This window comes from Listeria sp. Marseille-Q6474, assembly GCF_946902005.1.
Taxonomy (GTDB): domain Bacteria; phylum Bacillota; class Bacilli; order Lactobacillales; family Listeriaceae; genus Listeria; species Listeria innocua.
In genome coordinates this window covers 1321820-1346995 of record NZ_CAMPPS010000001.1, presented here as the reverse complement: position 1 = coordinate 1346995, position 25176 = coordinate 1321820, and the positions used below count along the sequence as shown (strand labels likewise).

The window sequence follows — 25176 nt, the reverse complement described above, 5'->3', positions numbered from 1 at the left end:
ATGCTAAGGGACAGTGGGCGCTTTTTTTATTGTTCAAAAGGAGGAGTTTAAGTGTTTGTTCACGGTTTTCAAGAAGAAGTAGGGGATTTATGGCAGGAAACGTTGCGGCATCCGTTTGTTCGTAGTTTGGCGGATGGGACGCTTGAGAAGGAGGCGTTTTATTATTATCTACTCCAGGATGATTATTATTTGTCGCATTTTGAGAAGGTGATTGAGAAAAGTGTGGAGCAGGCTGGGACAGCGGAACTTGCTACGGAAATGAGGGAAGTACAGGTGCGGCTTCAGCAGTCGGAATTGTTGATGCGCGAACAGTTTTATCCGCGGGTTGGGCTAACGGAGCGTGATTTTTCCGAGCGAAAACCAGCGCCAACTGCTTATCATTATACTTCTCATCTTTATCGGATGGCGGATTTTGGCAGTTTTGGAGTGACGATTGCGGCGCTTTTGCCGTGTTATGCGCTTTATGCGGATATGGGGAAGATGTACGAAACGGCGCGGAGTTCGGAGCCATTTTATCAAGAGTTGTTGGATAGTTATGTGGATGAAAATTATCAAAAAGTGGTGTTGCAGCAGAAGCGGTTGGTGGAACAGGCGGCGAGTATGGCGGATGCGCGGGAACTTGCTCTGATGAAGCAGGCTTTTCAAATCAGTGTGGAAATGGAATGGGCGTTTTTTGATATGGCTTATAAAAAACAAAATTGGCGTGGGAGTGTGAATTATGTTTGATTTTATGACGTTGGAAAAAGTGCGGGAAAAAGGCCCGTTGGTACATAATATTACAAATATCGTGGTTGCGAATGACTCGGCGAACGGGTTGCTTGCGATTGGTGCTTCACCGATTATGGCTTCTGCGAAAGAGGAAATGGATGAACTGGCGAAAATGGCAGATGTGCTCGTGATTAATATCGGAACGCTAGACGGTGAGCTAGTTACAGCGATGAAAATTGCTGGACGTGCGGCAAATGTTGCTGGAACGCCGGTTGTGCTTGATCCGGTCGGTGTTGGCGCGACTTCATACCGTCGTAAAGTGGTGCAGGAGTTATTGTCAGAAATTCAGTTTGCGGCGATTCGCGGAAATGCAGGAGAACTTGCGGCGATTGCTGGGGAAGCTTGGGAAGCAAAAGGCGTGGATGCGGGCGTTGGTTCGGCGGATGTGCTGACTATTGCTGAAAAAGTGGCGAACGAATGGAACACGGTTGTTATTATTAGCGGTGAAGTGGATGTGATTTCAGACGGAACGCGCTTTGCAAAAGTGGCTAATGGTAGCGCGCTGCTTCCAAGAATTACTGGTTCTGGTTGTTTGCTGAGTGCGGTTTGCGGTAGTTTTATCGCCGTTCAGGAAGACGTTTTTCGAGCTAGTGTCGAAGCGTGCGCGAGTTATGCGGTGGCTTCTGAGTACGCGGAAATCGAGTTAGAAAGAAAACTTCCAGGCTCATTTCGACCACTATTTTTAGATGAACTGGCTAGCTGGTCAGTCGAAAAAACGCGTGCCAAAGCCAAAATCCAAGAAAGTGGTGAACACAAATGACTTTTCCACAAGTATTAACGATAGCTGGTTCAGATTCAGGGGGCGGCGCGGGGATACAAGCGGACATCAAGACGTTTCAAGAGCGCAAGACCTTTGGAATGTCCGTCATCACGGCAATTACGGCGCAAAATACGTTAGGGGTAAAAGCAGTGCATAAAATCCCGGTAGAAATGATTCGCGAACAGTGCGACGCGATTGCAGAGGATTTCCAAGTGAACGCCGTGAAAACTGGGATGCTTGCGGATGCAGAAATTATCCGAGAAGTGGCGCGGAATATACGTTTGCACAACTTCCCAAATATCGTCATTGATCCCGTGATGATTGCAAAAGGTGGCACTGCTTTGCTTGAAAACGAGGCGACACAAGTGTTGAAAGATGAGCTTTTGCCACTTGGTACGATCATTACGCCGAATATTCCAGAAGCGGAAGAAATTCTGGGAGAAAAAATCACAACCAAGGCGGAAATCGAACAAGCTGCTAAGAAAATTTTTGATTTAGGTGTAAAAGCGGTTGTTATTAAAGGTGGGCATAGCGAAATGAGTGAGGCGTCTGATTTTTACTATGATGGCGAAATGACAAAATGGCTGACGAGCGAACGCTTTGATACGCCTCATACGCACGGGACGGGTTGCACTTTTTCGGCATGTATTGCGGCTGAACTTGCGAAAGGTAATTCCCTTTTAGACAGTGTCGTAGTTGCGAAAGAGTTTATCACAAGTGCGATTAAATATCCGCTTGGAATTGGTCACGGTCATGGTCCAACCAACCATTTTGCTTACCGATTGGAGGATGGGAAATGAGAGCTGAACTAGCTGTATATTTTATCGCTGGAACGCAAGATATTGTTCGTGGAACGTTGCCAGGTGTGTTAGAAGAAGCACTGAAAGCCGGAATTACTTGTTTCCAATATCGCGAAAAAGGAGCAGGCTCACTCCAAACTGCCTCCGAAAGAAAAGAAATGGCGCTAGAATGCCAACAATTATGCGCAAAATATCAAGTGCCATTCATTATTAACGATGATGTCGCCCTAGCCCTCGCAATTGGTGCGGACGGCATCCATGTCGGGCAAAACGACGAGGAAATTCGCCAAGTTATCGCGAGTTGCTCCGGAAAAATGAAAATCGGACTTTCGATTCATTCGGTTAGTGAAGCGGAGGAGGCAGAAAGACTTGGTGCGGTGGATTATATCGGCGTAGGGCCAATTTTCCCAACCATCTCAAAGGAGGATGCAGAGCCAGAAAGTGGAACTGCAATTTTGGAAGAAATTCGTCGGGCTGGAATCAAGCTACCAATTGTCGGGATTGGCGGAATTAATGAAGCAAATTCGGCTGAGGTTCTCGCAGCAGGCGCGGACGGGGTATCGGTTATTTCAGCGATTACTCGGTCGGAAGATTGCCACTCCGTTATCAAGCAATTAAAAAACCCAGGTTCCCCCTCCTAAAAGGACAAACCTGGGTTTCTCATTTTTATAAATCTTCACCATTGGTAGCAATAACGTTCTTGTACCAATCAAAACTTTTCTTCTTATAACGATTTAGCGAGCCTGTGCCGTCGTTGTTGCGATCGACATAGATAAAGCCGTAACGTTTCTTCATTTCAGCAGTGGAGGCACTAACAAGGTCAATACAGCCCCATGAAGTGTAACCCATCAGCTCAACGCCGTCTTTAATCGCTTCTTTCACTTGCGATAAATGAGCGCTCAAATAGTTAATACGATAGTCGTCATTTACTGTGTAGTTGCCGTTTTCGTCTTGTTCAAGTTGATCGATAGCGCCAAGACCGTTTTCTACGATGAAAAGTGGTTTTTGGTATCTATCCCAGAATTCGTTTAGGACAACGCGTAAACCTTTAGGGTCGATTTGCCAACCCCATTCGGATGCTTCTAGGTAAGGGTTTTGCACGCCTCCAAGGATGTTTCCTGCACCAGCTTTGCGATTCGACTCGTCAGCTGTTTCAGTTGTGCTCATATAATAGCTGAAGGAAATGAAATCTACTGTGTTTTTAAGGATTTCTAAGTCTTCTTCTGTTACGTCTAATTCAATATTATTCTCTCTGAAATAGCGTTTCATGTAGCCAGGATAAGTTCCGCGGACATGGACATCGGAGAAGAAGTAGTTTTTGCGCTCTGCTTCCATAACAGCGATAATATCATCTGGGTTGGAAGTTAGCGGATAAGTTGGCATTGCTAGAACCATACAGCCGATTTGAGCTTCTGGCATGATTTCGTGACCAATTTTTGTAGCCAGCGCGCTCGCCACAAGTTCGTGGTGGACAGCTTGGTATAGGTCTTTTTGAGATAATTTATCTGGGCTTGTAGAAATACCGCCACTCATGAATGGTGCGTGTAAAATCGAGTTGATTTCATTAAAAGTGAGCCAATATTTTACTTTGCCTTTGTAGCGATTAAATACAGTGCGGACATAGTTTTCATAGAAGTCGATCATTTTTCTATTTACCCAGCCGTCGTAAGTTTTCGATAAGTGAAGTGGTGTTTCATAGTGAGATAAAGTGATCAGCGGTTCAATATTATGTGCTAGAAGTTCGTCGAATAAATCATCGTAAAATTGTAGTCCTGCTTCGTTTGGCTCAGTTTCGTCACCATTTGGGAAGATACGGGACCAAGCGATAGAAGTACGGAAAACCTTGAAGCCCATTTCAGCAAAAAGTTTCACGTCGTCTTTGTAACGATGATAAAAGTCGATTCCTTCTAATTTTAAGTTATCTGGTGTTGGACCGTCAGTAATTTGACCGAATCCGCCTTTTGGAGTAACATCTTGAACGGAAAGTCCTTTTCCATCAACGTTGTAAGCGCCTTCGAATTGATTTGCGGCAGCAGCTCCACCCCATAAAAAGTCGGCTGGAAATCCTGTATTTGTATGCATGTTAAAAACTCCTTTTCTACATTTTAAAGTATCTATAAAAAAAACCAAATACTTTTCTAAATAAATGCAGAGAAACATTGTACTTAGAAAAATATTTGGTTATGCCCGGCTTTCGTCGGTAACATTCCGATTTATAGTTAAAATATAGCAAAAATAATTAGGATAGTCAACGGAAACAAATAACAGCTACTCTGTTTGGAGCGGATGTTATTTACGTTTAGAAAGAGTGAGCATACCGAATAAAATACTTGCTGTGCTCGCGGATTCGTCTGTTTTTGTTGAATTTGATTGACTTACAGAACTGACTTGCTTTTGTGCTATTCCTGCGTTCAGTTGTTGTTCTGGACTAGTCACAGTATCAATTTGCTCCAGTACGTCATTATGGGTTACTTTTTTCATAATATTTCCACCTGTCTCTGTATTTGAACGAACAATAGAAATTATACTATTATTATAGCCCTAAAATGAATTTCCATTTTTAGTCACCGATTCCATATTGGGAGTTTTTATATAAAAATAGACTTTTAGAAGAATAACTTTGCTTGAAAAGTAGCGTTTTAGTGCATTTAATGAGCTGTTTATGGCAAATTTATTGTATTGTTTTTTTTGGGGAAGAACATAAGGAATGATATAGCGACAATTGTTTGTTAGTGAGTATAAGAGGGAAAAAGGTAGATTGAATGATAAGGATTTGTAAAAAATGTATAGAGGGGGAGTCAGCGTGGGTTCAGCTTTTTCAGCTATTTTGTCACCGGCAGTAGGTATATTAATTAGTCCATTTCCAATTGTAGGGCTTATTTTGATTTTACTGAGCAACAAGGCACGGATTAACAGTATTTTTTATACGGTTGGTTGGATTGTTGGGAATATTGCTATTTTCTTTATTGGATTATTTTTAATGAGTTCGGCGGTTAGTTCGTCCGGAGATCAGTCAACCTTGGTCAAAGTGGTACTTATTGTGTTAGGGGTTTTACTTATTTTGCTCGGTGCCCATGATTTTACGAAACGTCCGAAAAACGGAGAGAAAGCTGCAACACCAAAATGGTTTGAAAAAATGAGCAATATTAAACCAGGTGGCGCGATGATTTTTGCTTTCTTATTATCTGCGGTGAATCCTAAGAATATGTTGCTTTCTCTGACTGCGGGTGTTAGTGTTGGTGCCCTGAATTTAACTGGCGGGCAAGAAACAACGGCAACTATTATTTTTGGAATTATCGCTTGTTGTTCGATTTACATCCCAACGATTGCTTTCTTACTGGCTGGGAATCGACTTAACAACGCATTAGATAGTACGCGTAAATGGCTTATCCAGAACAATTCCGTGATCATGGCTGTACTGTTCTTGTTTATTGGTCTAAGTGTTATTAGTAAGGCATTTTAAATGATAAAAGGGCTACTTGTTCTCAAGGATTAGTAGCTTTTTTTTATTTAAAAATGCAGACTGTTCACACAATGTCTACATACTATGAAAACGTTTTATGCTAATATAGCTTTACTTGTTCATTTAAAATTGAATAAGAATACATACAACAAAAAGGATGGGTTTCATGTTTGACAAACTAATGGGAAAAGCAGCAATTGTTACCGAATCATCTTATGGCATAGAACGATTTTTAGAAGATGATGAAAAGATTATTCAAATTTTTAAATTTATAAGAGATGAAGTTATTATTACTTCAAAAGGGATTTTTAATGTGGATGCTCAAGGGATAACTGGTAAGAAAGTAGAATTCAAGTTTTTCCCGAAGAAGGCATTAAAGTATGTTTCAATCGAGACTGCGGGAACTTTAGACCGTGACTTTGACTTGAAAATTGGTGTTGACGGCAATACGGTCGTGACACAAAACACCTCTTTTTCCGCGCCAATCGCCTTAAAAGTGCATAAAAATGATACAGAAATGGGATTTGCGCTTTATAAAATGATTAAAGAAATGTTATAAGTGAAAGAGAAGACGATATTCGTCTTCTCTTTTTTATGTCCATTCAAGTGTTGCAGTCACAGGGAAATGGTCAGATGCAGAACAGCCATCCACTTGATCCGTGATAGTTTTGTAAGAGTGTACGCGGAACTCTTTAGACACGAAGATGTAATCAATTTTTTCTAATTCGTTTTCAGGTCGGAGTGGTTGGAAGTCATGAAAGCTACCAATTGGGCCTTTTATAGGAGTCTGAGAAATCAACTGTGCATCCTGATATTTTTTGGTTATGAAGTTATAAGTTGTTGTGTTAGGCGCAGTATTAAAATCGCCTAATATAATGATGGGTGAATCTTCTGCAATGATGGCAGCTTTTTTTAGTAAAAGTTGACTGGCAAAAAGGCGCGCTTCCTCTGAGATGTGATCCAAATGAGTGTTAAAAATATAGAACTGTTTTCCGTCCGAATCGGCGAATTTTCCCCAAACGCAAATTCGCGGAAACATCGCTGTTGAATGAATAGAAGGAACATCTGGCGTTTCAGATAACCAAAAACGCCCTTCTTGCAGTAATCTGAATCGAGCAGAATTATAAAAAACAGCCGTAAATTCTCCTTTTTCAAAACCATCATCTCGTCCTACCCCGAAATAATCCCAATCTAGCATTTCTTTCATGTCGCGCATTTGTGGCAGAAGAGGTTCCTCCACCCCCATGAAATCCCATTGATATTTATCAAGTAATGATTTTGTTAGTGTTTTACGCAATTCCCAGCTCTTTTTCCGCTCGGAAGTGTCATCAAAACGAATGTTAAAAGTAGTTACACTGAACATTTTTCCACATCCTTTTTTTATTTAAAAGTTTTACAAAGAGAGTTTAGCATATTTATGAAAACGTTTCACTGATTTGGGGTTTTATGTAGTATATATTCTACATTTTTTCCTGAAAAGTAAAACCATTGTATTGTTGTAAAAAGGGAGTGTCACTATGTTGCGAAAAGGTCGATGGTTGCTCATATTATTACTATTGATAGTATTAGTGGCATTATCAGCATGCGAGGACAGCGGGAATGGAGATGTTTCGGGTGTGCCGGCTAAAAGGGAAAAACAGCATTTTCCTCCAAATGATACGAAAAAAGGATGGATAGAACTTCTTGCCACGGATGGTATTTCAAGTCAAGGTGACCTGCCTTGTGTTTATGAAGAGGCGGAATCTGTAGAAAAATTGGAAATTCATATGAAAGAGTTGAGTACGGCAAGCCTAACCTATATTTACATTGACGGCTACATCGTACAAATGGAACAAGGCGGCGACGAACTTTCTTTTCAAATTCAATTAAGTAAAACGGAATTAAAAAAAGGATTTCATGAATTAACGGCTGTTCAATATCAGGAAAATAACCCTGAAACTAAAAAAGTAGAGTTATTAAAACGCGCTAAGTATGAAGTAAAATAAAAAGATTAACGAATGATTTAGAGCCATATTTTTAAAGAGAATGTGAAAAATGACATTCTTTTTTTGTGCTATTAATACTTAAAAAAGGAAGATGACGATATTGTAAGTAGCTTTTCGCCTTTAAAAGAATTAAACTACTAGTGTTTAGGGTATATATTTTAAGAACAATGATTCCTAATTTGTTTGGAGTAGAGAAATTAAAGCATAGACATAGATACTGCATTCCGACTTTTTGAAATGGAAGAACTTAATTAGGGGGATATCATATGGGTTCATATGGCGAATTGATTCGGGAAATACGGCTATCTAAAGGTTTGACTCAAAAAGAGGTATACACAGGAATTATATCTAGGTCTTATGCAATCGGATTTGAAAAAGGTAAACACGAGATTACTTTGAGTTTGTTTGAAGAAATTTTAAAGCGGGTTATGGTTCCTTTAGATGAATTCTTTTTTATTTACAGAGACTTTTCTTCGACAGAGGATGATAGTTTTTGGATTGATTTCGTCGAGCTATCAGGTAAAAATGATGTTGTAGGGATGCAGGCGTTGCTAGATAAAATAACTTTAGAGCGAACGGAGCAGACAGAAGTTAGAAAAGCGATACTTCATACGAGAATTCAAACTATTAATCATTATTTGCGTACGAATGTGTTTGATGAATCGAATATTTCTGATGAATATAAAAAAATTATCCATGACTATCTTTGGAAAATGCAGACGTGGACTTTAGAAGAGGTTCGTATTTTTGCGAACGGCATATCTTTTTTTGAGGAAGAAGTACAAATTCACTTTTATCAAATTATGCTGAAATCGTATGAAAAGTATAGGTACTATGATAGAGGAAGACTGCTATTTTGCCATCTATTTGCTAATCTGACAGATGAACTCATCATACAGAATAAAATCAATTATGCGAAACTAGTGCTCGAAAAATTAAAAGAAGCATCTGAAACAAGTGGTAGTTTTAACAGTGCTTTTTATCGAATAGTAGCCAATTATTATCAAGGAGCAATTTGGATGAAAGAAGGCGAAGTGGAAAAGGGCTATCGCCAAGCCAAAAGAGCGATTCAAACATGGAAAGAACTGCGCTATGAAGCATTAGCAGATTTGTATAGCGTAGTTTTAAAACAATTTTTAGAAAAAGAAAATATCCAAGTAGAAGATTAACTATCCGAAGATTTTCTATTTAAAAACACTAAAATGGAGTCATTTTGGTGTTTTTTTGTTTGTAGTAAAGAGGTTTTATGTACTATATATAGCACTATTTACAGAGAGAAAACAAAGGAATGTAAAATAAAAGCAAGAAATGAGTCAAGAGGAGGTCTTCGGATGATAAGTTATGGTGAGTTGATTCGTCAAATAAGGCAGTCTAAAAAAATTTCCCAAAAAGAAGTGTACACAGGGGTTATTAGTAAATCTTATGCAATTGAATTTGAAAAGGGAACCCATGCAATATCGAGCATTCTACTAGAGAAAATAGTAACAAAGCTAATGGTAAGTATGGAAGAGTTTTTCTTCATGTATCATCAAGAGGAGTTGCCTGAGAAAGAGGACTTTTGGGAAGCCTACGAGCGGGCGTGTAAAACGGATGAAATTGCTATTTGGGAATTACTTTATCAAAAAATATCATCGGAAGAAGGAAAAATCAATCAAGTAAAAAGCGCGGCGATAAAACTGGAGTTAGATCACATAAAAGGCAAACAAGTGGCGGACAAAAAAGTGGTTCGGATTTTGGAGAACTACCTGATTGAAGCTGTTTTTTGGACGTTAGAGGATATATTCTTATTTACTCGGATGTTGCCGTACTTGTCTTTGAAAAGTCGGGTGCCGTTTTATTATAAATTGTTAAACACGCTGGATAGATACCGCCATTTTGAACGAGGAAGAAGCATTTTACAATCGGCGCTGGCTAGTATCATGGATGATTTTATAGAGAGAAATGAAATAGAGCATATGGAGCTAATGATAAAAAGCTTAGAGAAAATTAGTGAGGACTGTGATGGTACTTATTTCAAAATTCTTTGTATGTATTATCGTGGAATTGTGCGGTGGGGAGAAGGCGAAAAGCGCGAAGGCAGCGAAGAAATCGAGCAGGCAGTAGCTATTTTGCGAGCATTAGGTTATGAAAATAAAGCGGCAGAGTATGAAACTATGTACCGACAATTTGCGAGGGAAAACAACGATATAAAAACGATGGAATGAAAGCTAAAAAGGACTATTCTTTTTGGTTTTCTTTTTTCGAGTAGTATATATGCGACATTAGAAAATTTTAAGACTCCGCATAGTATTATATAGACTGAAGTACGGCTTAAAGCCACATTGACAGTGAAGGGAGGGGCTTTGGCAAAGAAACTAAATGCCAACTGACACTGCAAATTTAGCGTTAAAAGGAGGAAGATTGTTATTTTAAAGAAAATATTTATTGCATTAATTGCGCTTGTAGTTATTATCAATACAGTTAGTTTTACAGCTGTTTCTGCAAGCACACCTACATGGTTAGAACAAACCATGAATAGTAATGAACCGTTTATAAAAGAGATTGAAAAAGAAACTGGTAAGACGAGAGCGAATATTACACAGACAGATTTAGAAGCTATAACGACACTACAAGTAAGTGGGGCAAGCGATATCCCAACGAATATCGATATGTTAACTCATTTAACTAAGTTAGAAGTGATAAGTGGGACGATTTCTACAGTGTCAAACTCAGTGGGGAATTTAAAAGAGCTAAAAATCTTAAATCTAAACGATAATAATTTAAGTACTTTCCCGACGATAGCTTTTCAACTACCTAAGTTAGAAGAATTACAAGTTAGTGGTGGAACGATAGAAGAAATTCCTGCAACAATAACGAACATGGCTAGCCATTTAAAGTTTTTAACTGTAAATAATAACCACTTAGTGAAAGTTCCAACTATAATATTCTCAACGAATTGGTCAAACTCATCTACGGGAGAATTAGATTTATTTACCACTGGAAATCAGATTGTAACGGATATTCCTGCCAACTATGTAAGTAACTTTAATAATGGGCAAAACATGTTGGAATTTTACGATGGTCAATTTCAAAAGCAAGACCAACTAACTACAACACCTGGATATACCATTGATGTACCTGTTGGAACTGATTTTAATCAATTAACACCAGACAAAACGAAACTCGCACTAACATCTGGACGAACTTTACTCGCGCAACACGAATTCGAGTATTATGATGATGGTTCAAGTTCACTAATCCACAATGGCGTGGCAGCAGCACCGGGTCAAGCGACCATTTTCATCAAAAGCAAATTTTCCACGCAATCGAACAAATTTGCCAGAACACAAGTTACAGTAAACATCACCGCGCTAAACGGCGGACCTATTACAGTGAAACATGAAGATACAAAGGGGCAAGAACTTGCGCCACCTGTCATTTTAAATGGTAAAGACGGGGATCCTTATACAACGACACAAAAAACTTTCCCAGGCTACACTTTAGTTGCAACACCAGCCAATCAAAATGGTACATTCACCATGAACCCGGCTACAGTCAACTATGTATACAGCGCAAATGATTATAAACTAACATCTACTTTCAAAGATGCCCATGGTCAAGAACTGAAAGCACCAGTTGTGGATGCAAAAGATTATCATATCCAAGACAACTATTCTACAACAGCAGCAACCATTCCGGGCTATTCTTTAGTTTCCACACCTGCTAATCAGAACGGCACTTTTGGAGCTGGGAATGTCACGGTTAATTATGTATACAAAAAAGACGATTATACACTTACTTCCACTTACAAAGATACGAATGGTCAAGAACTAAAAGCACCAGTGATAGATGCGACAACGTATCATTATCAAGACACGTATACAACAACAGCCGCAGTTTTCCCAGGTTATACGTTAGTAGCAACACCAACCAACGCTACTGGGACATTTGGTTCGTCAAACATCACTGTCCATTACGTATATCAAGCAAACGGCTATCAATTAACGTCTACATTTAAAGATCAACAAGGGAAGACAATCGCACCAGATGATGTCGATGCTAAAACCTATCACGTAAACGATCCCTATACAACAACTGCCAAAACGATCCCGGGTTACACATTAGTAACAACACCCGCGAACAACCAAGGTAATTTTGGAACAAGCGATATTACGGTTGATTATGTTTATAAAGTAGAAGATTATACGTTAACTTCGACATACAAAGATGCACAAGGTAAAGAATTAAAACCACCTGTTGTAGATAGTAAAAAGTATCATATTCAAGACACCTATTCTACAAGTGCAGCAACCATTCCAGGTTATACGCTAGTAGCGACACCTGCGAACGAAACAGGAACCTTCCATACGAGCGATGTTACGGTTAATTATGTGTATAAATTAACAGACTTAAAATTAACTTCAACATATAAAGATGCGCAAGGAACTGAGTTAAAAGCCCCCGTTGTAGATAGCAAAACGTATCATATTCAAGATAACTATGCTACAACTGCAGCTGTCATTCCTGGCTATACATTAGTCGCAACACCAGCGAATCAATCAGGTACTTTTGGTAGCACGGATATCCAAGTGAACTATGTATACCAAGCAGTTGCTTATAAACTAACTTCGACGTACAAAGATCAACAAGGGAACGATTTAGCTTTACCAAAAGTAGATACAAAAACGTACCATATTCAGGATGGTTACACGACGAGTGATATTGCTATTCCAGGTTATACATTAGTCGCGGCTCCAACGAATCAAACAGGTACATTTGGCGCGAGTGATGTAACCGTGAATTATGTCTACAAAGCAAATGACTACACACTAACTTCGACGTATAAAGATGCACAAGGTAAGGAATTAAAAACGCCAATCATAGACAGTCAAAAATATCACATTAACGACACTTATACTACGACAGGAGCTACTATTCCTGGTTACACATTAGTCGCAGCACCAGCGAATCAATCCGGTACATTTGGCGCGGCGAATGTAACAGTCAACTATGTCTACAAAGCAGATGATTACACATTAACTTCGACCTACAAAGATGCAAACGGCAAAGAATTAAAAGCGCCAGTTGTAGACAGCAAAACTTACCATACAAAAGATAACTATTCTACTAGCGCAGCAACCATTCCTGGCTACACACTAGTAGCAGCACCAGCAAATCAAACAGGTACATTTAATACGAGCAATGTGACAGTCAATTATGTTTACAAAGCGAATGAATATACCTTAACTTCCACTTTCAAAAATGTACAAGGAACAGAACTAAAACCAGCTATCGTGAAAAAAGGATTTATTATTAAGGAGGGCTATGCGACTAGTGGCGTAACAATTCCAGGCTATACATTAGTGGCAACACCATCGAACAAAAAAGGAACGTTTGGTGCTAGTAATGTAACAGTTAATTATGTATATAAAGCGAATGGTTATGCATTAATCACAACATATAAAGACACACAAGGTAAAGATTTAAAACCACTAGCCATTGATACAAAAATATACAATATTAACGACCCATACACTGCAACAGCGCTAAACATCCCAGGTTACACATTAACAACTACACCAGCCAATGAAAAAGGTGTATTTGGCGCAAGTGATGAAACAGTTAATTACGTATATAAAGCAAATGATTATACGTTAACAACGACCTACAAAGACGCAAACGGCAAAGAACTACAAGCACCTAAAGTAGACGCGAAAACTTATCATATCCAAGACACATACAAAACAACTGCAGCAGTAATTCCTGGATATACATTAGTTGCAACACCTAAGAATGACCAAGGTGCTTTTGGAGCGAACAATGTAACTGTGAATTACGTGTACCAAACAAATGATTACACGCTAACTGCGACATTTAAAGATGCTCAAGGAAACGAATTAAAAGCAACAGAAGTAGACGCACAAAAATACCATATTCATGACACTTACACATCGAAAGCAGCCGTGATTCCGGGTTACACTTTAGAAAAAACACCAACGAACGAAACGGGTACTTTTAATGCGAGTGATATTCAAGTGGATTATGTGTATAAAGCAAATGATTATCAACTTACTTCTACTTTTAAAGATCAACAAGGCAACGAAATAGCATTACCAACAGTTGATGCAAAAACTTATCACATTCATGATGCTTATACAACGAAAGCTCGCTTGATTCCAGGATATAGCCTAGTAGCTGCACCAAAGAACCAAATAGGTGCTTTTGGAACAAGTGATGTAACAGTCAATTATGTGTATAAAAAAGATGCTATTATAAAACCTATTACTCCAGCGAAACCAACTATTCTTACAATAAAAACACCTGCAAGCAAAGTAATTGAGACTAAAGTAGTTAAGCAAACTCTTCCTAAAACAGGGGATGACGATGCTGGACTATTAAACCTACTAAGACTTATAGGACTCGTTTTAATTTTAGGCGTATTTTTGGCAGTCGGAAGTAAAAAATTAAGATAAGCATAACGTAGATTAAAACACCGCCGCAGATTGTTGTGGTGGTGTTTTAACTAATATATCCGACATTAGAAATACCCATTTTGGAAAAGATGTATGATATTTATTATAAAGAATTTCACAAAGGAAGAGGCGATTCTTTGTTAGAGAAAAAGTATCAAATCCATTTACAAAACCATTACGATGCAACGAGTAGGCAAGTGCAAAAGAAAGAAATAAAAGTCTTAAAAAAACGCAAAAATTTATTAATTGGGGAAGTTTTCCCATATCAAATTTGTTTAGAAAGCACGATGGAATATTCAAGATTTATGTTATGGTTTGAAAAAGAAGTCCAAAAAATCGTGAAAGAACTTTGGAATCAACATTTTATTATCAAACTAACATTATCCCAATTACATTTCCGCGAAACCATTCTATTTTTAGAGCATTTAAAAGATTTTAGTAAACGGATAACGATTGAATTTATCGGTGAAGGCACACCAGAAATAAAAAAACATTTTTCCGTCCAAGAGCAAGAAGCGTTTTTTATAGGGAAACTAAGAATGCTGAAAAAATGGAAATTCATTATTTCTAAACATATCGAAGGCTGCTCAGTGGAACAAACCCTTGCTTTTACCCCGTGTCTACATGAAATAAAATACACGATGAGCCAGCAAGCGCGAATGGAAGAAAACATTATCGATTTGCACATGTTCATCGATTTTTGGGAATACTGGGCAACACATAAAAAATTGAAATTCGTAGTCGAAGTGAAAGAAGCGGATTTTATTACGAAGTCTTTGATGCATAAAAAGGTCCACGTACAGTTTGAAAATGCTTAATAACAAAAGATAAAGAGGAGACAAGTTGTTGTCTTCTCTTTATCTTTTGTAGAATGATTTTGAGGAATTGAAAATTGTGTCTTAAATACAAGTAATTGTGAGCTTGATTAGGAGGAAAATTACATTATTTCACTTAAAAAGCTGATTTAAAGCGATTTTTTAATGAATAGATTCACAAAACGCTCACAAAAGAGGGCGACTTTCGATGCTATAATGAGGGGGAAAGATATACATAGAGAGGAAGCGTACAGATGAGAGAAATAAAAGTCAACGAAAGGGCCTTCCAACAACACGCAACCAAATTTGCAAGTAAAAGTTCGGGAAGATACTTGCCATTAAAAAACGGGAACATGGCATATTCGAGAGCCAATTCGATTGATCAATTGCGCTCGGCATTGATTGAGTTGGTGGATGTGGTGGAAGATTTTCAACACGTGACCAAACAAGATGCGAGTCGCTTAAAGAAAATGGGTATTGCTTACGCTAAACAAGACCAATTGATGGGACAAAAAATCAATCAGTTGGAGGTGCGTTAATTGGATAGTGCACACAGCCAGTTAGAACAACAACTCCAACAAATCAAAAAAGCAAAGATAACGGCAGAAACGAATGTCGATCAAACGAGAAGAAAACAAAATGAACAAGATTGGCTAGAAGAGGACAGTAACCAATTAGCACAAGAAAAACGGATGTTATTAGACTTTTTGCGCAGTGGCTGGCAAGGAGAAGCAGCCAGTGGTTTTCATCGGTATTTAGAAGAGCAACAACACGAAGAGTCCGTGGCTTGGAAGAAGGATCTCCAAGATAAAAGAACCGATTTAGACACCGAACTACAAGAAAATAAGGACAGGCTCCACGCACTAGAAACAAAACAAGCCACCTTGCAAAAGGAGTGGAGTCAGTGAGCCGGATAGATATTGCCGAATTGAATGACTTTCTCCACGGTTTACGAAGTAGTAATGCGGAAGCCAAAGAGATGATTAGAAAAATTAAAGAAGCAGCGATGGATTACTCCCAAGACAATTGTTTAAAAGGAGAAGCAGTTAGTGCCTCCAAACAGTATTTTTCAAGTACATACACCCGTATTGCCCAAAGTATCATCGAAGCACTGGATGAAAGTGAGGAGCGATTGGCGCAATATATTCGCGAGTTCGGGAGTCAAGTGGATAGCTCACCTTCCGCCAGAATTGATGCAGAAATCTTACAAGAAGCGATGGCTCAAGCTCGCCGGTTACAACGAAAAGAAGAAGATTTACACCGACAATTAACCGCACCCAACACCAAGCCAGATATGCAACAAGTCTATGCAGTGAAATCAAGAAGCGTTCATACCCAATTGCTGAAAGCCATCGAACAAGAGAATATCCTAGAAAAATATTTAGCTTTCGAACAAAGCCATGGCCACTTTTTTAGTGCATTAGTCGAACTCATTCGAGCGACTGGACGCGCGGTGCAAGAGTTGTTACACAATGTCACTTTTGATGATAAAACAGGCACATACTCGGTGCCGAAAAGTACGACAAACAGCTTGTTGATTATGAAAAAAGCACTCGATACCGCGCGAAAAGAAAATGATAAAGACCCATTTCCAAAAACTTTTGAAGATTACACCGTGTTAGCTTATACTTATGTCAATGATCAAGGTAAAACCGTTACGATGTGGCTACTCGAAAAAGATGGAAAACGGGTAGAAAACAAGGAATTGCAAGATTTCTTAGAAAAAAATGGTCAGGAATTAGACCCGCTTCTTTATACGAGTCTTTCCGGAGAAGAACTCGAACGAAAAGTGAATGATAGTTGGAAAGAGGGTATCAACTACTTAAATGGTCAAAAAGTAACTGGACTATCTGGTGCCACGCTAAGGTCATCTGCTTATGTCGCTAGCATGAAAGATTGGGCAGATGATGCTGGGTTAACGGATATGGCTTTAGGTTTGGGGTTTGGGATTGCAGCAGCTAGAAATAAGCCTGTGATTAAAGAGAAATTAAATCCTGCTGAAACGAAGCAAACGGTAAATGGTGAGAAATGGAATAATTATTTTAAAGAAAAATATGGTGCGGGGAATGTTCAGTGGAAGCCTAGCTCATTTGAGGATATTATAATAAATCCAGAAAGATTGTATGGAAGTACAAAAAAAGAAGTTAGGCAGATGTTGGGAGAAGGTTGGAGAGAAGACTCATATGGTAGAAATGGTTTAGGCTGGAAATTTACTAATGAAGGAGATGGAATGGTATTTTACCATGCAGGTGGAGGTGTACACAAAAGTTCCTACTATGGTTATTCAACTGGGCCCACAGGGAAGGTTAAAATCATAAAATCTTCAGATGGGTACATTCCGACATTAGATGATACAGGGAAAATAATAACGATAGACTAGGAGGAGGTATAATAATGAACCCAATAACTATTGGACAGTCAGTTGAATTCTTTCTTGAGACACTAGCAGAATGTAGCAAGGAGAAACTGAATTTATCGGATGAAATGATAGAACATTATATTTTGGAAGAATTTATAGTTAGTGTAGCTGGAGCTTTTAGTAATTTTACTTTAGAACGATTATATGATGAGGGAATAATTGATTCAAATATAAAAGATAAAAGTCGCTTGCTGCAATCAAAAGTGATGGAGCTAGACAATACAAATTTATGGAACGTAGAAGCGATTAAAACAAGTCCGGAATGGGCAGAAGTAATACAATTGTCCGACGATATAAAACGATTAGTGACAGATAAATGGACAAGCGAAGAATTAGTCTATTTGAAAACATTAAAATAACCGACAAAAAGTATTTAGATTTTTCAATACTAAGCCAATAGCATTTACCTAAGTCGCTAGTATGAAAAATTAAAATAAAAGATATTGAGCTCTTATGTTTTGTTGAAGAATACAAACGTTCTGTGAAGGATGGCCAAGAATATTTTGTTGATTTAGATATTGAGAAAAGTACTATACAAGCTAAGGAAATAACTCAACTAGCAGATGAAGATATTTCTGATTTTTGGTATTTGGAAAATCAATTTGTTGAATTAACTGTTGATAGATTCAATATAGATGTAATAGAAAAAGTAAAATAAATACAAAAGACACTCCATTCCTCGATTGGCATCAAGAAAGTAGAGCCTTGATAATCTTCTTTTTAGATATTATGGAACAGAAAAATGAACAAATAAAAAGAATTGAGCACCTTAACAATTTTAGTCACATGCTTTGAGGGGGATTATAAATTTGGCGAGGAATAAAATAACTGTAGGTGGAAAGTTTGATTGGTTCATAGATACTTTAGAAAAAAGTGGTATGTTCATTTTGGAATTATCTAATGAAGAAATAGAAACGTTAATTTTTGAAGACTTCATAGTTGGAGTTACCTCTTTTTTTAGTAAAAACAATTTGAGTGAACTGAGAGTAAATGAAATAATTGATGAAGATATGGAAAAAAATGCTTATCTTCTTAGAGAAAAAGTACTAAAAATTGATAATACAAACTTGTGGAATATTAATAGCGTAAGACAAAGTTCTGAGTGGCTAGATATATTTAGAAGGTCTGATGAATTGAAGCGTCAACTTAAGGAAAGATGGTCTGATGAAGAAATAGAGTATTTGAAAACATTATAATGATTATATGTAATAAATGAAATAACTAAAAAAATTAACACCATAACAATCTTTTCAATAATAGTTTTTTTCTCTAAATATTTTAGGTATGTATACAATTAATTTACCTGAGGAAGAAATTGAATGTAAATATAACTGATTATATAGCATCTTCTTTTCGAGCGTAGATTGTTAGTTAAAGTTTTTGTAAAAAAACATAAATCGTTTGGAACAGGGAAAAGAAAGCAACTACAAAGATACTTCATTCAAATTTTTTAAAATAACCAAACATAGAAAGGAGAAAATCACATGGATTCACATAAACAATCAACCCATAAAACTCAACTTTCTAAAACAAAAAAACAAACCCTAAAAGTAACCATAGATCGCCCTATAGGTTATACCGACAAATTCGACAATGTCTATCCGCTGAATTATGGGTTTGTGGAAGGTATCATTGGTGGTGACGGGGAAGAGCAGGATGTTTATATTTTATCGAGAGAGATTTCTGAGCCGATTGAAACGTTTCAAGGAGATTTAATTGCGGTGATTACTCGGAATGATGATGTGGAAGATAAATGGGTTGTCGCACCGCCAAATGAGAATTTCAGCATAGAGGAAATTAGGGAGAAAGTACATTTTATCGAGCAATATTTCGATTCGGAAATTAAATTGATTTAGGGTGCTTTTACAAGCTAGACAAATAAAAACAGGAATTCTCTATTTGGATGTAGAGGATTCCTGTTTTTTACAGTTCATTTTAATTGCTTGGAAATTGATTGGTCACATTTAAAGTGTTCATTCCGCCCCAAAAGCCTTTTGAAAGAGCGATTTTCTCTATCCCTTTTAATACGTTAGCTTCCTCAGGATTTAGATGGATTTTTTCGACGAAGCATAAGGTATGGATGTTTTGATAGACAGAACGAGCTTCTAATTCGACTGTTTGAGAGGCTTTTTGGACTCGGGTGATAGCTGTAGTCAAAATTTCTTGTAGCCGGGACGAATTTTGGTTATTTAAAGAAGTATCCGACTCAAATAAATGCTTCAATTCCTCGAATAAATCTATAAGCGCCTCTGGAGTATTCTTTTTCATTAAAACGCACCTCTTTTAATAAAGTATCTTCTTATAGGATACTCCATTCCGCTAATAGAATCCACCTACAACTGCTTCAACGCAAGCTCCGTTAAATTCTCTACAGTAAATCCAAATCGTTCTGCCAGCTCGTCTCCCGGGCCTGACATACCGAACGAATCAATCGCGAGGATTTCTCCTGCGTCGCCGAGGTATTTGTGCCAGCCGTATGATGCGCCCATTTCAGCGGCGAAGCGTTTTTTCACTGCTTTTGGTAAAATGGACTCTTTATATTCGGGGCTTTGTTTGTCGAATAAATCAAAGCTTGGCATGCTGACTACGCGTGCGCCGAAGCCTTTTTTAGCAAGATTGTCTCTGACAGCGGTCATTAGGTGTACTTCGGATCCGGAAGCGAGAAGGATAATATCTAGCTTATCAAGCGGGGAATCGGCTAAGATGTAAGCACCTTTTGCAAGTCCGGTTTTTGCTTTTGCTGCGCTATTTGGTAAAATTGGCAGATTTTGGCGGCTAAGAACGAGCATGGTTGGTTGTTCTTTTTGAGTAAAGGCATAGCGATAAGCTTCTATGGTTTCGTTGCCGTCAGCTGGTCGGATAACGTGAAGTCCAGGCATGGCGCGGAAGGATGCGAGATGCTCGATTGGTTCGTGTGTTGGACCGTCTTCACCGACTGCGATGGAATCATGGGTCATAATGAAGGTGGATGGAATGCCCATTAAGGCTGCTGAACGAATCGCGGAACGTAGATAATCCGAGAATACGAAGAAGGTCGCGCCGAATGCTTGAACTCCGCCGTGAAGCGTCATGCCGTTGACTGCTGCTCCCATCGCAAATTCGCGGACGCCGAACGAAATATTTTTGGCGGCATAGTTACCTGGAGCAAATCGTTCGCTAGCTTTTAAATTGGTTTTGTTGGAGGAAGCTAAATCAGCCGCACCACCAAATAAGTTAGGCAGTTTTTTCTCTAATTCTTGAAGGACAATCCCTGATACTTCACGAGTTGCAACTGGTTTGTCGTTATTTTCATCGAAGACAGGTAATTCTGCATCCCAATCCGCATTCAAATTATCATCCATTAATTGTTGTAAGCTTTCTGCCAGTGCTGGATATTTTTGTTTGTAAGCATTGAATGTCCGGAGCCAGCTGCTTTCACTAGCACGACCTTTAGAATGATAAAATTCTTTCTGATTTTCGACAGTTTTTGGTAATTCAAAAGGTGGCATTTGCCAGTCGTAAGCTTCTTTTGCTAGCTTGAGTTCTTTTTCACCAAGTGGGGAGCCGTGTGCCGCTGATTTCCCGGCTTTTCCAGGGCTACCGTAACCGATGACCGTCTTCACTTCGATTAAAGTAGGGCGGGATTTTTCGGTTTTTGCAAGATGGATTGCTGCATCAAGCGCATCTAAGTCGTTTCCGTCGTCCACACGTAGCGTTTGCCAACCAGCTGCTCGGAATCTAAGCTCGATGTCTTCTGAAAATGACTCATTCAAATCACCATCAAGTGAAATATCGTTTGAATCATATAAAACAACTAATTTTCCTAGTTTTAAATGGCCGGCAAGGGACGCGGCTTCGTAGGAAATACCTTCCATCAAGCAGCCGTCTCCGCATAGCACGTAGGTATTATGGTCGACAACCGGGAATTCTGGTTGGTTAAATTTGGCGCCAAGGTGAGCCTCGGCCATTGCCATCCCAACTCCCATTGCGAAACCTTGACCAAGCGGACCGGTAGTTGCATCGACACCAACCGTATGACCAAATTCAGGATGACCGGGCGTTTTACTGCCAGTTTGGCGAAAGTTTTTCAGCTCGCTCATTGGTAAATCATAACCAAATAGATGTAGCAAACTATAAAGCATTGCCGAACCATGACCCGCTGACAAGACGAAACGATCGCGGTTAAACCAAGTTGGGTGTTCTGGGTTGAATTTTAAATGATTTTTCCAAAGCGAGAAAACCATTGGTGCGGCTCCCATCGGCAAACCGGGATGTCCGGAGTTCGCTTTTTCAATCATATCCATTGATAATACGCGAATCGAGTTAACCATTTGTTCATCAATTCTGCTCATATTAATTGCCTTCTTTCTGACTAAACGCTTCCCAATCTTTTAAAAATCCTTCAATACCTTTATCAGTCAAAGGATGAGACCAAAGTTTCGGGAAAAGGCTTCCTGGGATAGTCGCGATATGTGCTCCGGCTTCAGCGGCTTCTTCTAAATGCCCGATATGGCGGATGCTTGCGGAAATGATTTCTGCTTTTAGACCATAATTATCAAGCACTTTTTTCAAGTTTTTAATTAAAATCATTCCGTCTGTACCAATATCATCTAGTCTTCCTAAGAACGGGCTAATATAAGTCGCGCCAGCTTTTGCAGCCATTAATCCTTGGGAAACAGTGAAAATAAGCGTAACATTTGTTTTAATGCCTTCAGCTGTGAGTGTATGGACTGCTTTTAAACCTTCTTCCGTCATAGGAATTTTTACTACTACATTTGGCGCCCATTTTGCTAGAATTCGAGCTTCTTCTACCATTTTGTCTGCTTCGAGGCCGATAACTTCTGCGCTAACTGGGCCGTCTACGATAGAACAAATTTCTTTAATTACTTCTTCAAATGGTCGCCCTTCTTTAGCGATGATGGTTGGGTTGGTTGTCACACCGTCCACTAAACCTAGTTCGCTAATTCGTTTTATTTCCGATACGCTTGCTGTGTCCAAGAAAAATTTCATTATTTACTCGCTCCATTCTCTCAGCTGAACTTTAAAGCTGAATACTTTATTTAATCGTATAACCGCCGTCAATAATTAGGTTTTCCCCAGTAATTAGGCTCGCTGCGTCACTTGCTAAAAAGAGTGCACATGCGGCAACTTCTTCTGGATAACCAAATCTACCGGCTGGAATTAATTTTTTCATATCTTCGCCAACTTGACCTGCCCAAGCTTTTTTGCCGAGTTCCGTCAAGATAACGGTTGGGGAAATCGCATTAACATTAATGTTGTAAGGCGCCCATTCCATTGCTAGCACTTGAGTCATTGAAACAATCGCAGCTTTACTAGCGCAATAAGCAACGTGTTTATCAAGTGCGATGACAGAAGCTTGAGAGGCCATATTAACGATTTTACCGCCGCCAGTTGCAATCATTTCGCGACCGATAATTTGCGCCATTAGGAACGAACCTTTTAAGTTCAGTTCCATTGTTTTATCCCAGTATTCTTCTGGTAAGTCTTCTGCTTTTTCGAGAAGTGCGACACCAGCTGAATTGGCTAAAATATCGATTTTTGGATAGACTTTTTTAATTTCGGCAACGACTTTTTCGATGTTTTCTTTCTTAGTAATGTCGACTTGAAGTGCGAGCGTTCTTGAAGGGTTAATTTGCGCTGCGACATCTTTTACATCTTCTTTAATATCAAGCAAGACAACATAAGCTCCTTTTTCGGAAAAAAGTTCTGCCATTGCTTTACCAATCCCGCTTGCTGCCCCAGTTACCACGGCTACTTTGTCTGTAATGTTAAAATCTTTATCAAAACCTTTAAAAGTCATTTTTCATTACCTCCAATAAATTTTTTTATCTATTTTTTTGGTCGATTTCTTCCATTAAATCTACTTTTGCTTGGGAACGTCCACCTGAAAAGTCGCTATCAAGCCATGTGTCAAGTAGCGAAACGGCAAGGGATGGCCCGATTACAAGAGCGCCCATTGTCATAATATGCGCATCGTTACTTTTTCTTGCGCGTTCTGCTGAATACGAATCATGAATTTGTGCTGCGCGAATGCCGTGAATTTTGTTTGCTGTAATGGCCATTCCAATACCTGTACCGCAAATAAGGATCCCCCGGTCATAATCGTTGTTTTTTACTTCTAGTGCTACTTTTTCGGCGATACTTGGATAAAGTACTTTTTCATTTTTAAAACTGCCGAAATCAGTAAACTCAATATTTTTCTCCTTTAAACGTGTGATGAGGGTTTGTTTTAGTTCGTAACCCATTTCGTCACAACCAATTGCGATTTTCATACTAACTCATCCTTTCGTTTTGCTAACAATAGAAACAATGTCGGCAAAATTTTGCGGTTTATGGCCAAATCTTCCGACGAATAAACCATCGACATTTTTTTGACGGACAATTTCTGCGGCATTTTCTTTGCTGACCGAGCCACCATAAATAATTCTTACGAGCGTTTCATCGCCGCCTAGTTCACGAATAATTTCCCGCAAAGCTTGATGAGCGCTTTCGATGTAGTTTGTCTCAGCTGAAGACGCCTTTCCAATTGCCCATTCCGGTTCATAAGCCAGAACAACATTTTCCCACTGTGCTAAATTAATTGTCTGAAACAGCGCCTCGATTTGTTTTTTTAGCGCATTTTTTAATTCATTTGTATCATTCGCACGGATTTTTTCACCCACACAGACAACCGGAGTGATTTTTTCGTCCAATGCGAGTTTAATCTTCTTAGCTATCTCACTTGTTTTCTCATGAAAAAGGTTTTTGCGTTCTGCGTGACCAATTTCGACATAGTGCGCGTTTAGATCAATGATAGATTCTACCGAAAATTCACCAGTTAGCGGGCCGGATTTCTCCGGCGCCATATTTTGTGGACCAAAGCCAAATGATGTCCCCGCTAAAAGGTTGGCGGTCGTTTCGAGTGTGCCCATAGAAGGAAAGATAAACGTATCCACATCAGAAAAATTTTCAAGAAGAGGGATAGTTGCTTCTAACCATTCAGATGTCTGAGCCCGAGTGTTAATATAGTTTTTCATATTAATTCCAACTAAGGGTTTACGCATAAATCAGACCGCCTTTTTTAAATTTTCTAAAATAACATTCATTAACATCCAAGACGATTCAGAGCCAGGATCAAGATGACCGATTGCTCGTTCGCCAAGTCTTAGTGCGCGACCTTTCTTAGCAATAAGTGGGATAGTGGACTGAGCGCCAGCATGCATAGCATCTACAAATGCGGAAAAAGTTTCGATTGGATCTGCATTTGCATCTCGATTTTGAAGAACTTCCACGCCAGGCAAGAAGGCGTCCATCATCGTTTTATCACCAAGTTCGGCTTTTCCGCGATGTTGAACCGCAGCGGCCCCATTTATAATCATGCCGCAAAGCTCGTCGAAGTTAACCTCCGTTTTCCCAGGAACATCAGCACCACATTTCATAAAGAAACTGCCATAAAGCGGGCCAGATGCGCCGCCAACTTTTCCAAGGAGAATCATTCCGGATTTTTTAAGTAAGGTTGCAATATCGGGAGAAACAGTGAGTAATTCGTCTAATTGTTTGTTCACTTCACGAAAGCCAATGCTGAGATTGATTCCGTGGTCGCCGTCTCCAATATCTGAGTCCAGTCCGGTTAAGTAATCACGTTCTTTTTCAATTAGCGCTCCCATGTCCTGTAAAACGTGGCCGAAAAAAGCGCTATCCATAACTAATTCGCTCATTTTTATTCCTCCAGTAG

The 25176-nt window shown here is 39.0% G+C and carries 28 protein-coding genes; 18 read left to right on the top strand and 10 right to left on the bottom strand.

Annotation, left to right across the window (positions count from 1 at the left end):
• The first annotated feature begins 51 nt into the window (after positions 1 to 51).
• Genes tenA through thiE form a run of 4 tightly spaced genes read left to right on the top strand, consistent with a single transcriptional unit; the run spans position 52 to position 2969 of the window.
• Positions 52 to 726 (top strand): thiaminase II, encoded by a 675-nt coding sequence (gene tenA / locus OC533_RS06830; RefSeq protein ID WP_160464321.1) that lies wholly within the window; start codon positions 52 to 54, stop codon positions 724 to 726.
• Entirely contained in the window at positions 719 to 1528 is an 810-nt protein-coding gene (gene thiM / locus OC533_RS06825) for a hydroxyethylthiazole kinase (RefSeq protein WP_194323141.1), read from the top strand. Before tenA ends, thiM begins: the two co-directional genes overlap by 8 nt.
• Positions 1525 to 2328 (top strand): bifunctional hydroxymethylpyrimidine kinase/phosphomethylpyrimidine kinase, encoded by an 804-nt coding sequence (gene thiD, locus OC533_RS06820; protein WP_194323142.1) that lies wholly within the window; start codon positions 1525 to 1527, stop codon positions 2326 to 2328. Before thiM ends, thiD begins: the two co-directional genes overlap by 4 nt.
• The gene (thiE, locus tag OC533_RS06815) at positions 2325 to 2969 is read left to right on the top strand and encodes a thiamine phosphate synthase (protein WP_194323143.1); all 645 of its coding nucleotides are present in this window, start codon (positions 2325 to 2327) and stop codon (positions 2967 to 2969) included. The genes thiD and thiE overlap by 4 nt, the downstream gene beginning before the upstream one ends.
• Positions 2970 to 2994: 25 nt before the next feature.
• Here thiE and OC533_RS06810 read toward each other — a convergent pair whose 3' ends face one another.
• Together OC533_RS06810 and OC533_RS06805 are read right to left on the bottom strand one after the other, a co-directional pair.
• Positions 2995 to 4410, bottom strand: coding sequence for a glycoside hydrolase family 1 protein (locus tag OC533_RS06810; protein ID WP_194323144.1), 1416 nt, complete (start codon positions 4408 to 4410; stop codon positions 2995 to 2997).
• A gap of 207 nt (positions 4411 to 4617) precedes the next feature.
• Positions 4618 to 4809: a hypothetical protein gene (locus OC533_RS06805; protein WP_194322567.1), complete on the bottom strand. Its 192-nt coding sequence runs from the start codon at positions 4807 to 4809 to the stop codon at positions 4618 to 4620.
• A gap of 322 nt (positions 4810 to 5131) precedes the next feature.
• Here OC533_RS06805 and OC533_RS06800 point away from each other — a divergent pair, with 322 nt between their 5' ends.
• The gene (locus tag OC533_RS06800; protein ID WP_003760247.1) at positions 5132 to 5791 is read left to right on the top strand and encodes a GAP family protein; all 660 of its coding nucleotides are present in this window, start codon (positions 5132 to 5134) and stop codon (positions 5789 to 5791) included.
• A 166-nt stretch (positions 5792 to 5957) separates the two neighbouring features.
• Positions 5958 to 6350: a PH domain-containing protein gene (locus OC533_RS06795; protein WP_010990350.1), complete on the top strand. Its 393-nt coding sequence runs from the start codon at positions 5958 to 5960 to the stop codon at positions 6348 to 6350.
• A gap of 33 nt (positions 6351 to 6383) precedes the next feature.
• On the opposite strand, the gene OC533_RS06790 is transcribed toward OC533_RS06795, so the two are convergent.
• Positions 6384 to 7154, bottom strand: coding sequence for an endonuclease/exonuclease/phosphatase family protein (locus tag OC533_RS06790; protein ID WP_194323145.1), 771 nt, complete (start codon positions 7152 to 7154; stop codon positions 6384 to 6386).
• A 157-nt stretch (positions 7155 to 7311) separates the two neighbouring features.
• On the opposite strand from OC533_RS06790, the gene OC533_RS06785 reads away from it, so the two are divergent.
• From OC533_RS06785 to OC533_RS06730, 12 genes are all read left to right on the top strand, one after another.
• On the top strand, positions 7312 to 7776 hold the full coding sequence (locus OC533_RS06785; RefSeq protein WP_194323537.1) for a superoxide dismutase: 465 nt from the start codon (positions 7312 to 7314) through the stop codon (positions 7774 to 7776).
• A 266-nt stretch (positions 7777 to 8042) separates the two neighbouring features.
• Positions 8043 to 8945 (top strand): XRE/MutR family transcriptional regulator, encoded by a 903-nt coding sequence (locus tag OC533_RS06780; protein ID WP_194323146.1) that lies wholly within the window; start codon positions 8043 to 8045, stop codon positions 8943 to 8945.
• A gap of 162 nt (positions 8946 to 9107) precedes the next feature.
• Positions 9108 to 9980 (top strand): XRE/MutR family transcriptional regulator, encoded by an 873-nt coding sequence (locus tag OC533_RS06775; RefSeq protein WP_194323147.1) that lies wholly within the window; start codon positions 9108 to 9110, stop codon positions 9978 to 9980.
• A gap of 201 nt (positions 9981 to 10181) precedes the next feature.
• On the top strand, positions 10182 to 14228 hold the full coding sequence (locus tag OC533_RS06770) for a MucBP domain-containing protein (RefSeq protein WP_194323538.1): 4047 nt from the start codon (positions 10182 to 10184) through the stop codon (positions 14226 to 14228).
• 137 nt (positions 14229 to 14365) lie between these two features.
• Positions 14366 to 15046 carry a hypothetical protein gene (locus tag OC533_RS06765; protein ID WP_149584385.1) on the top strand — a complete coding sequence of 227 codons (681 nt, stop codon included), beginning with the start codon at positions 14366 to 14368 and terminating at the stop codon, positions 15044 to 15046.
• 251 nt (positions 15047 to 15297) lie between these two features.
• Positions 15298 to 15582, top strand: coding sequence for a DUF3130 domain-containing protein (locus OC533_RS06760; protein ID WP_185505398.1), 285 nt, complete (start codon positions 15298 to 15300; stop codon positions 15580 to 15582).
• On the top strand, positions 15583 to 15951 hold the full coding sequence (locus OC533_RS06755) for a ribonuclease P (protein ID WP_194323148.1): 369 nt from the start codon (positions 15583 to 15585) through the stop codon (positions 15949 to 15951). It abuts the gene before it with no gap.
• The gene (locus tag OC533_RS06750) at positions 15948 to 17423 is read left to right on the top strand and encodes an LXG domain-containing protein (protein WP_194323149.1); all 1476 of its coding nucleotides are present in this window, start codon (positions 15948 to 15950) and stop codon (positions 17421 to 17423) included. The genes OC533_RS06755 and OC533_RS06750 overlap by 4 nt, the downstream gene beginning before the upstream one ends.
• Positions 17424 to 17437: 14 nt before the next feature.
• Positions 17438 to 17821: a hypothetical protein gene (locus tag OC533_RS06745; protein WP_185482007.1), complete on the top strand. Its 384-nt coding sequence runs from the start codon at positions 17438 to 17440 to the stop codon at positions 17819 to 17821.
• Positions 17822 to 17889: 68 nt separating this feature from the next.
• A complete protein-coding gene (locus OC533_RS06740; RefSeq protein WP_185511452.1) occupies positions 17890 to 18120 on the top strand; it encodes a hypothetical protein in 231 nt (76 codons plus the stop codon).
• 151 nt (positions 18121 to 18271) lie between these two features.
• Complete coding sequence (locus OC533_RS06735) at positions 18272 to 18658, top strand: hypothetical protein (protein WP_194323150.1); 387 nt, start codon at positions 18272 to 18274, stop codon at positions 18656 to 18658.
• A gap of 288 nt (positions 18659 to 18946) precedes the next feature.
• The gene (locus OC533_RS06730; protein ID WP_194323151.1) at positions 18947 to 19318 is read left to right on the top strand and encodes an inorganic diphosphatase; all 372 of its coding nucleotides are present in this window, start codon (positions 18947 to 18949) and stop codon (positions 19316 to 19318) included.
• 79 nt (positions 19319 to 19397) lie between these two features.
• Here the strand turns inward: OC533_RS06730 and OC533_RS06725 are convergent, their stop codons facing one another.
• The 7 genes from OC533_RS06725 to dhaL2 all read right to left on the bottom strand — a co-directional run bounded on the left by OC533_RS06725 (position 19398) and on the right by dhaL2 (position 25159).
• On the bottom strand, positions 19398 to 19730 hold the full coding sequence (locus OC533_RS06725) for a bacteriocin immunity protein (RefSeq protein WP_194323152.1): 333 nt from the start codon (positions 19728 to 19730) through the stop codon (positions 19398 to 19400).
• 65 nt (positions 19731 to 19795) lie between these two features.
• A complete protein-coding gene (tkt, locus tag OC533_RS06720) occupies positions 19796 to 21793 on the bottom strand; it encodes a transketolase (protein WP_262265242.1) in 1998 nt (665 codons plus the stop codon).
• Position 21794: 1 nt separating this feature from the next.
• A complete protein-coding gene (gene fsa / locus OC533_RS06715) occupies positions 21795 to 22451 on the bottom strand; it encodes a fructose-6-phosphate aldolase (protein ID WP_003723193.1) in 657 nt (218 codons plus the stop codon).
• Between the two features lie 46 nt (positions 22452 to 22497).
• Positions 22498 to 23262: an SDR family oxidoreductase gene (locus OC533_RS06710; protein ID WP_185481934.1), complete on the bottom strand. Its 765-nt coding sequence runs from the start codon at positions 23260 to 23262 to the stop codon at positions 22498 to 22500.
• A gap of 25 nt (positions 23263 to 23287) precedes the next feature.
• Complete coding sequence (gene rpiB, locus OC533_RS06705; RefSeq protein WP_194323154.1) at positions 23288 to 23734, bottom strand: ribose 5-phosphate isomerase B; 447 nt, start codon at positions 23732 to 23734, stop codon at positions 23288 to 23290.
• 6 nt (positions 23735 to 23740) lie between these two features.
• Positions 23741 to 24505: a triose-phosphate isomerase gene (locus tag OC533_RS06700; RefSeq protein ID WP_194323155.1), complete on the bottom strand. Its 765-nt coding sequence runs from the start codon at positions 24503 to 24505 to the stop codon at positions 23741 to 23743.
• Between the two features lie 3 nt (positions 24506 to 24508).
• Positions 24509 to 25159 (bottom strand): dihydroxyacetone kinase ADP-binding subunit DhaL2, encoded by a 651-nt coding sequence (dhaL2, locus tag OC533_RS06695; protein ID WP_070214428.1) that lies wholly within the window; start codon positions 25157 to 25159, stop codon positions 24509 to 24511.
• Between the last annotated feature and the right edge of the window lie 17 nt (positions 25160 to 25176).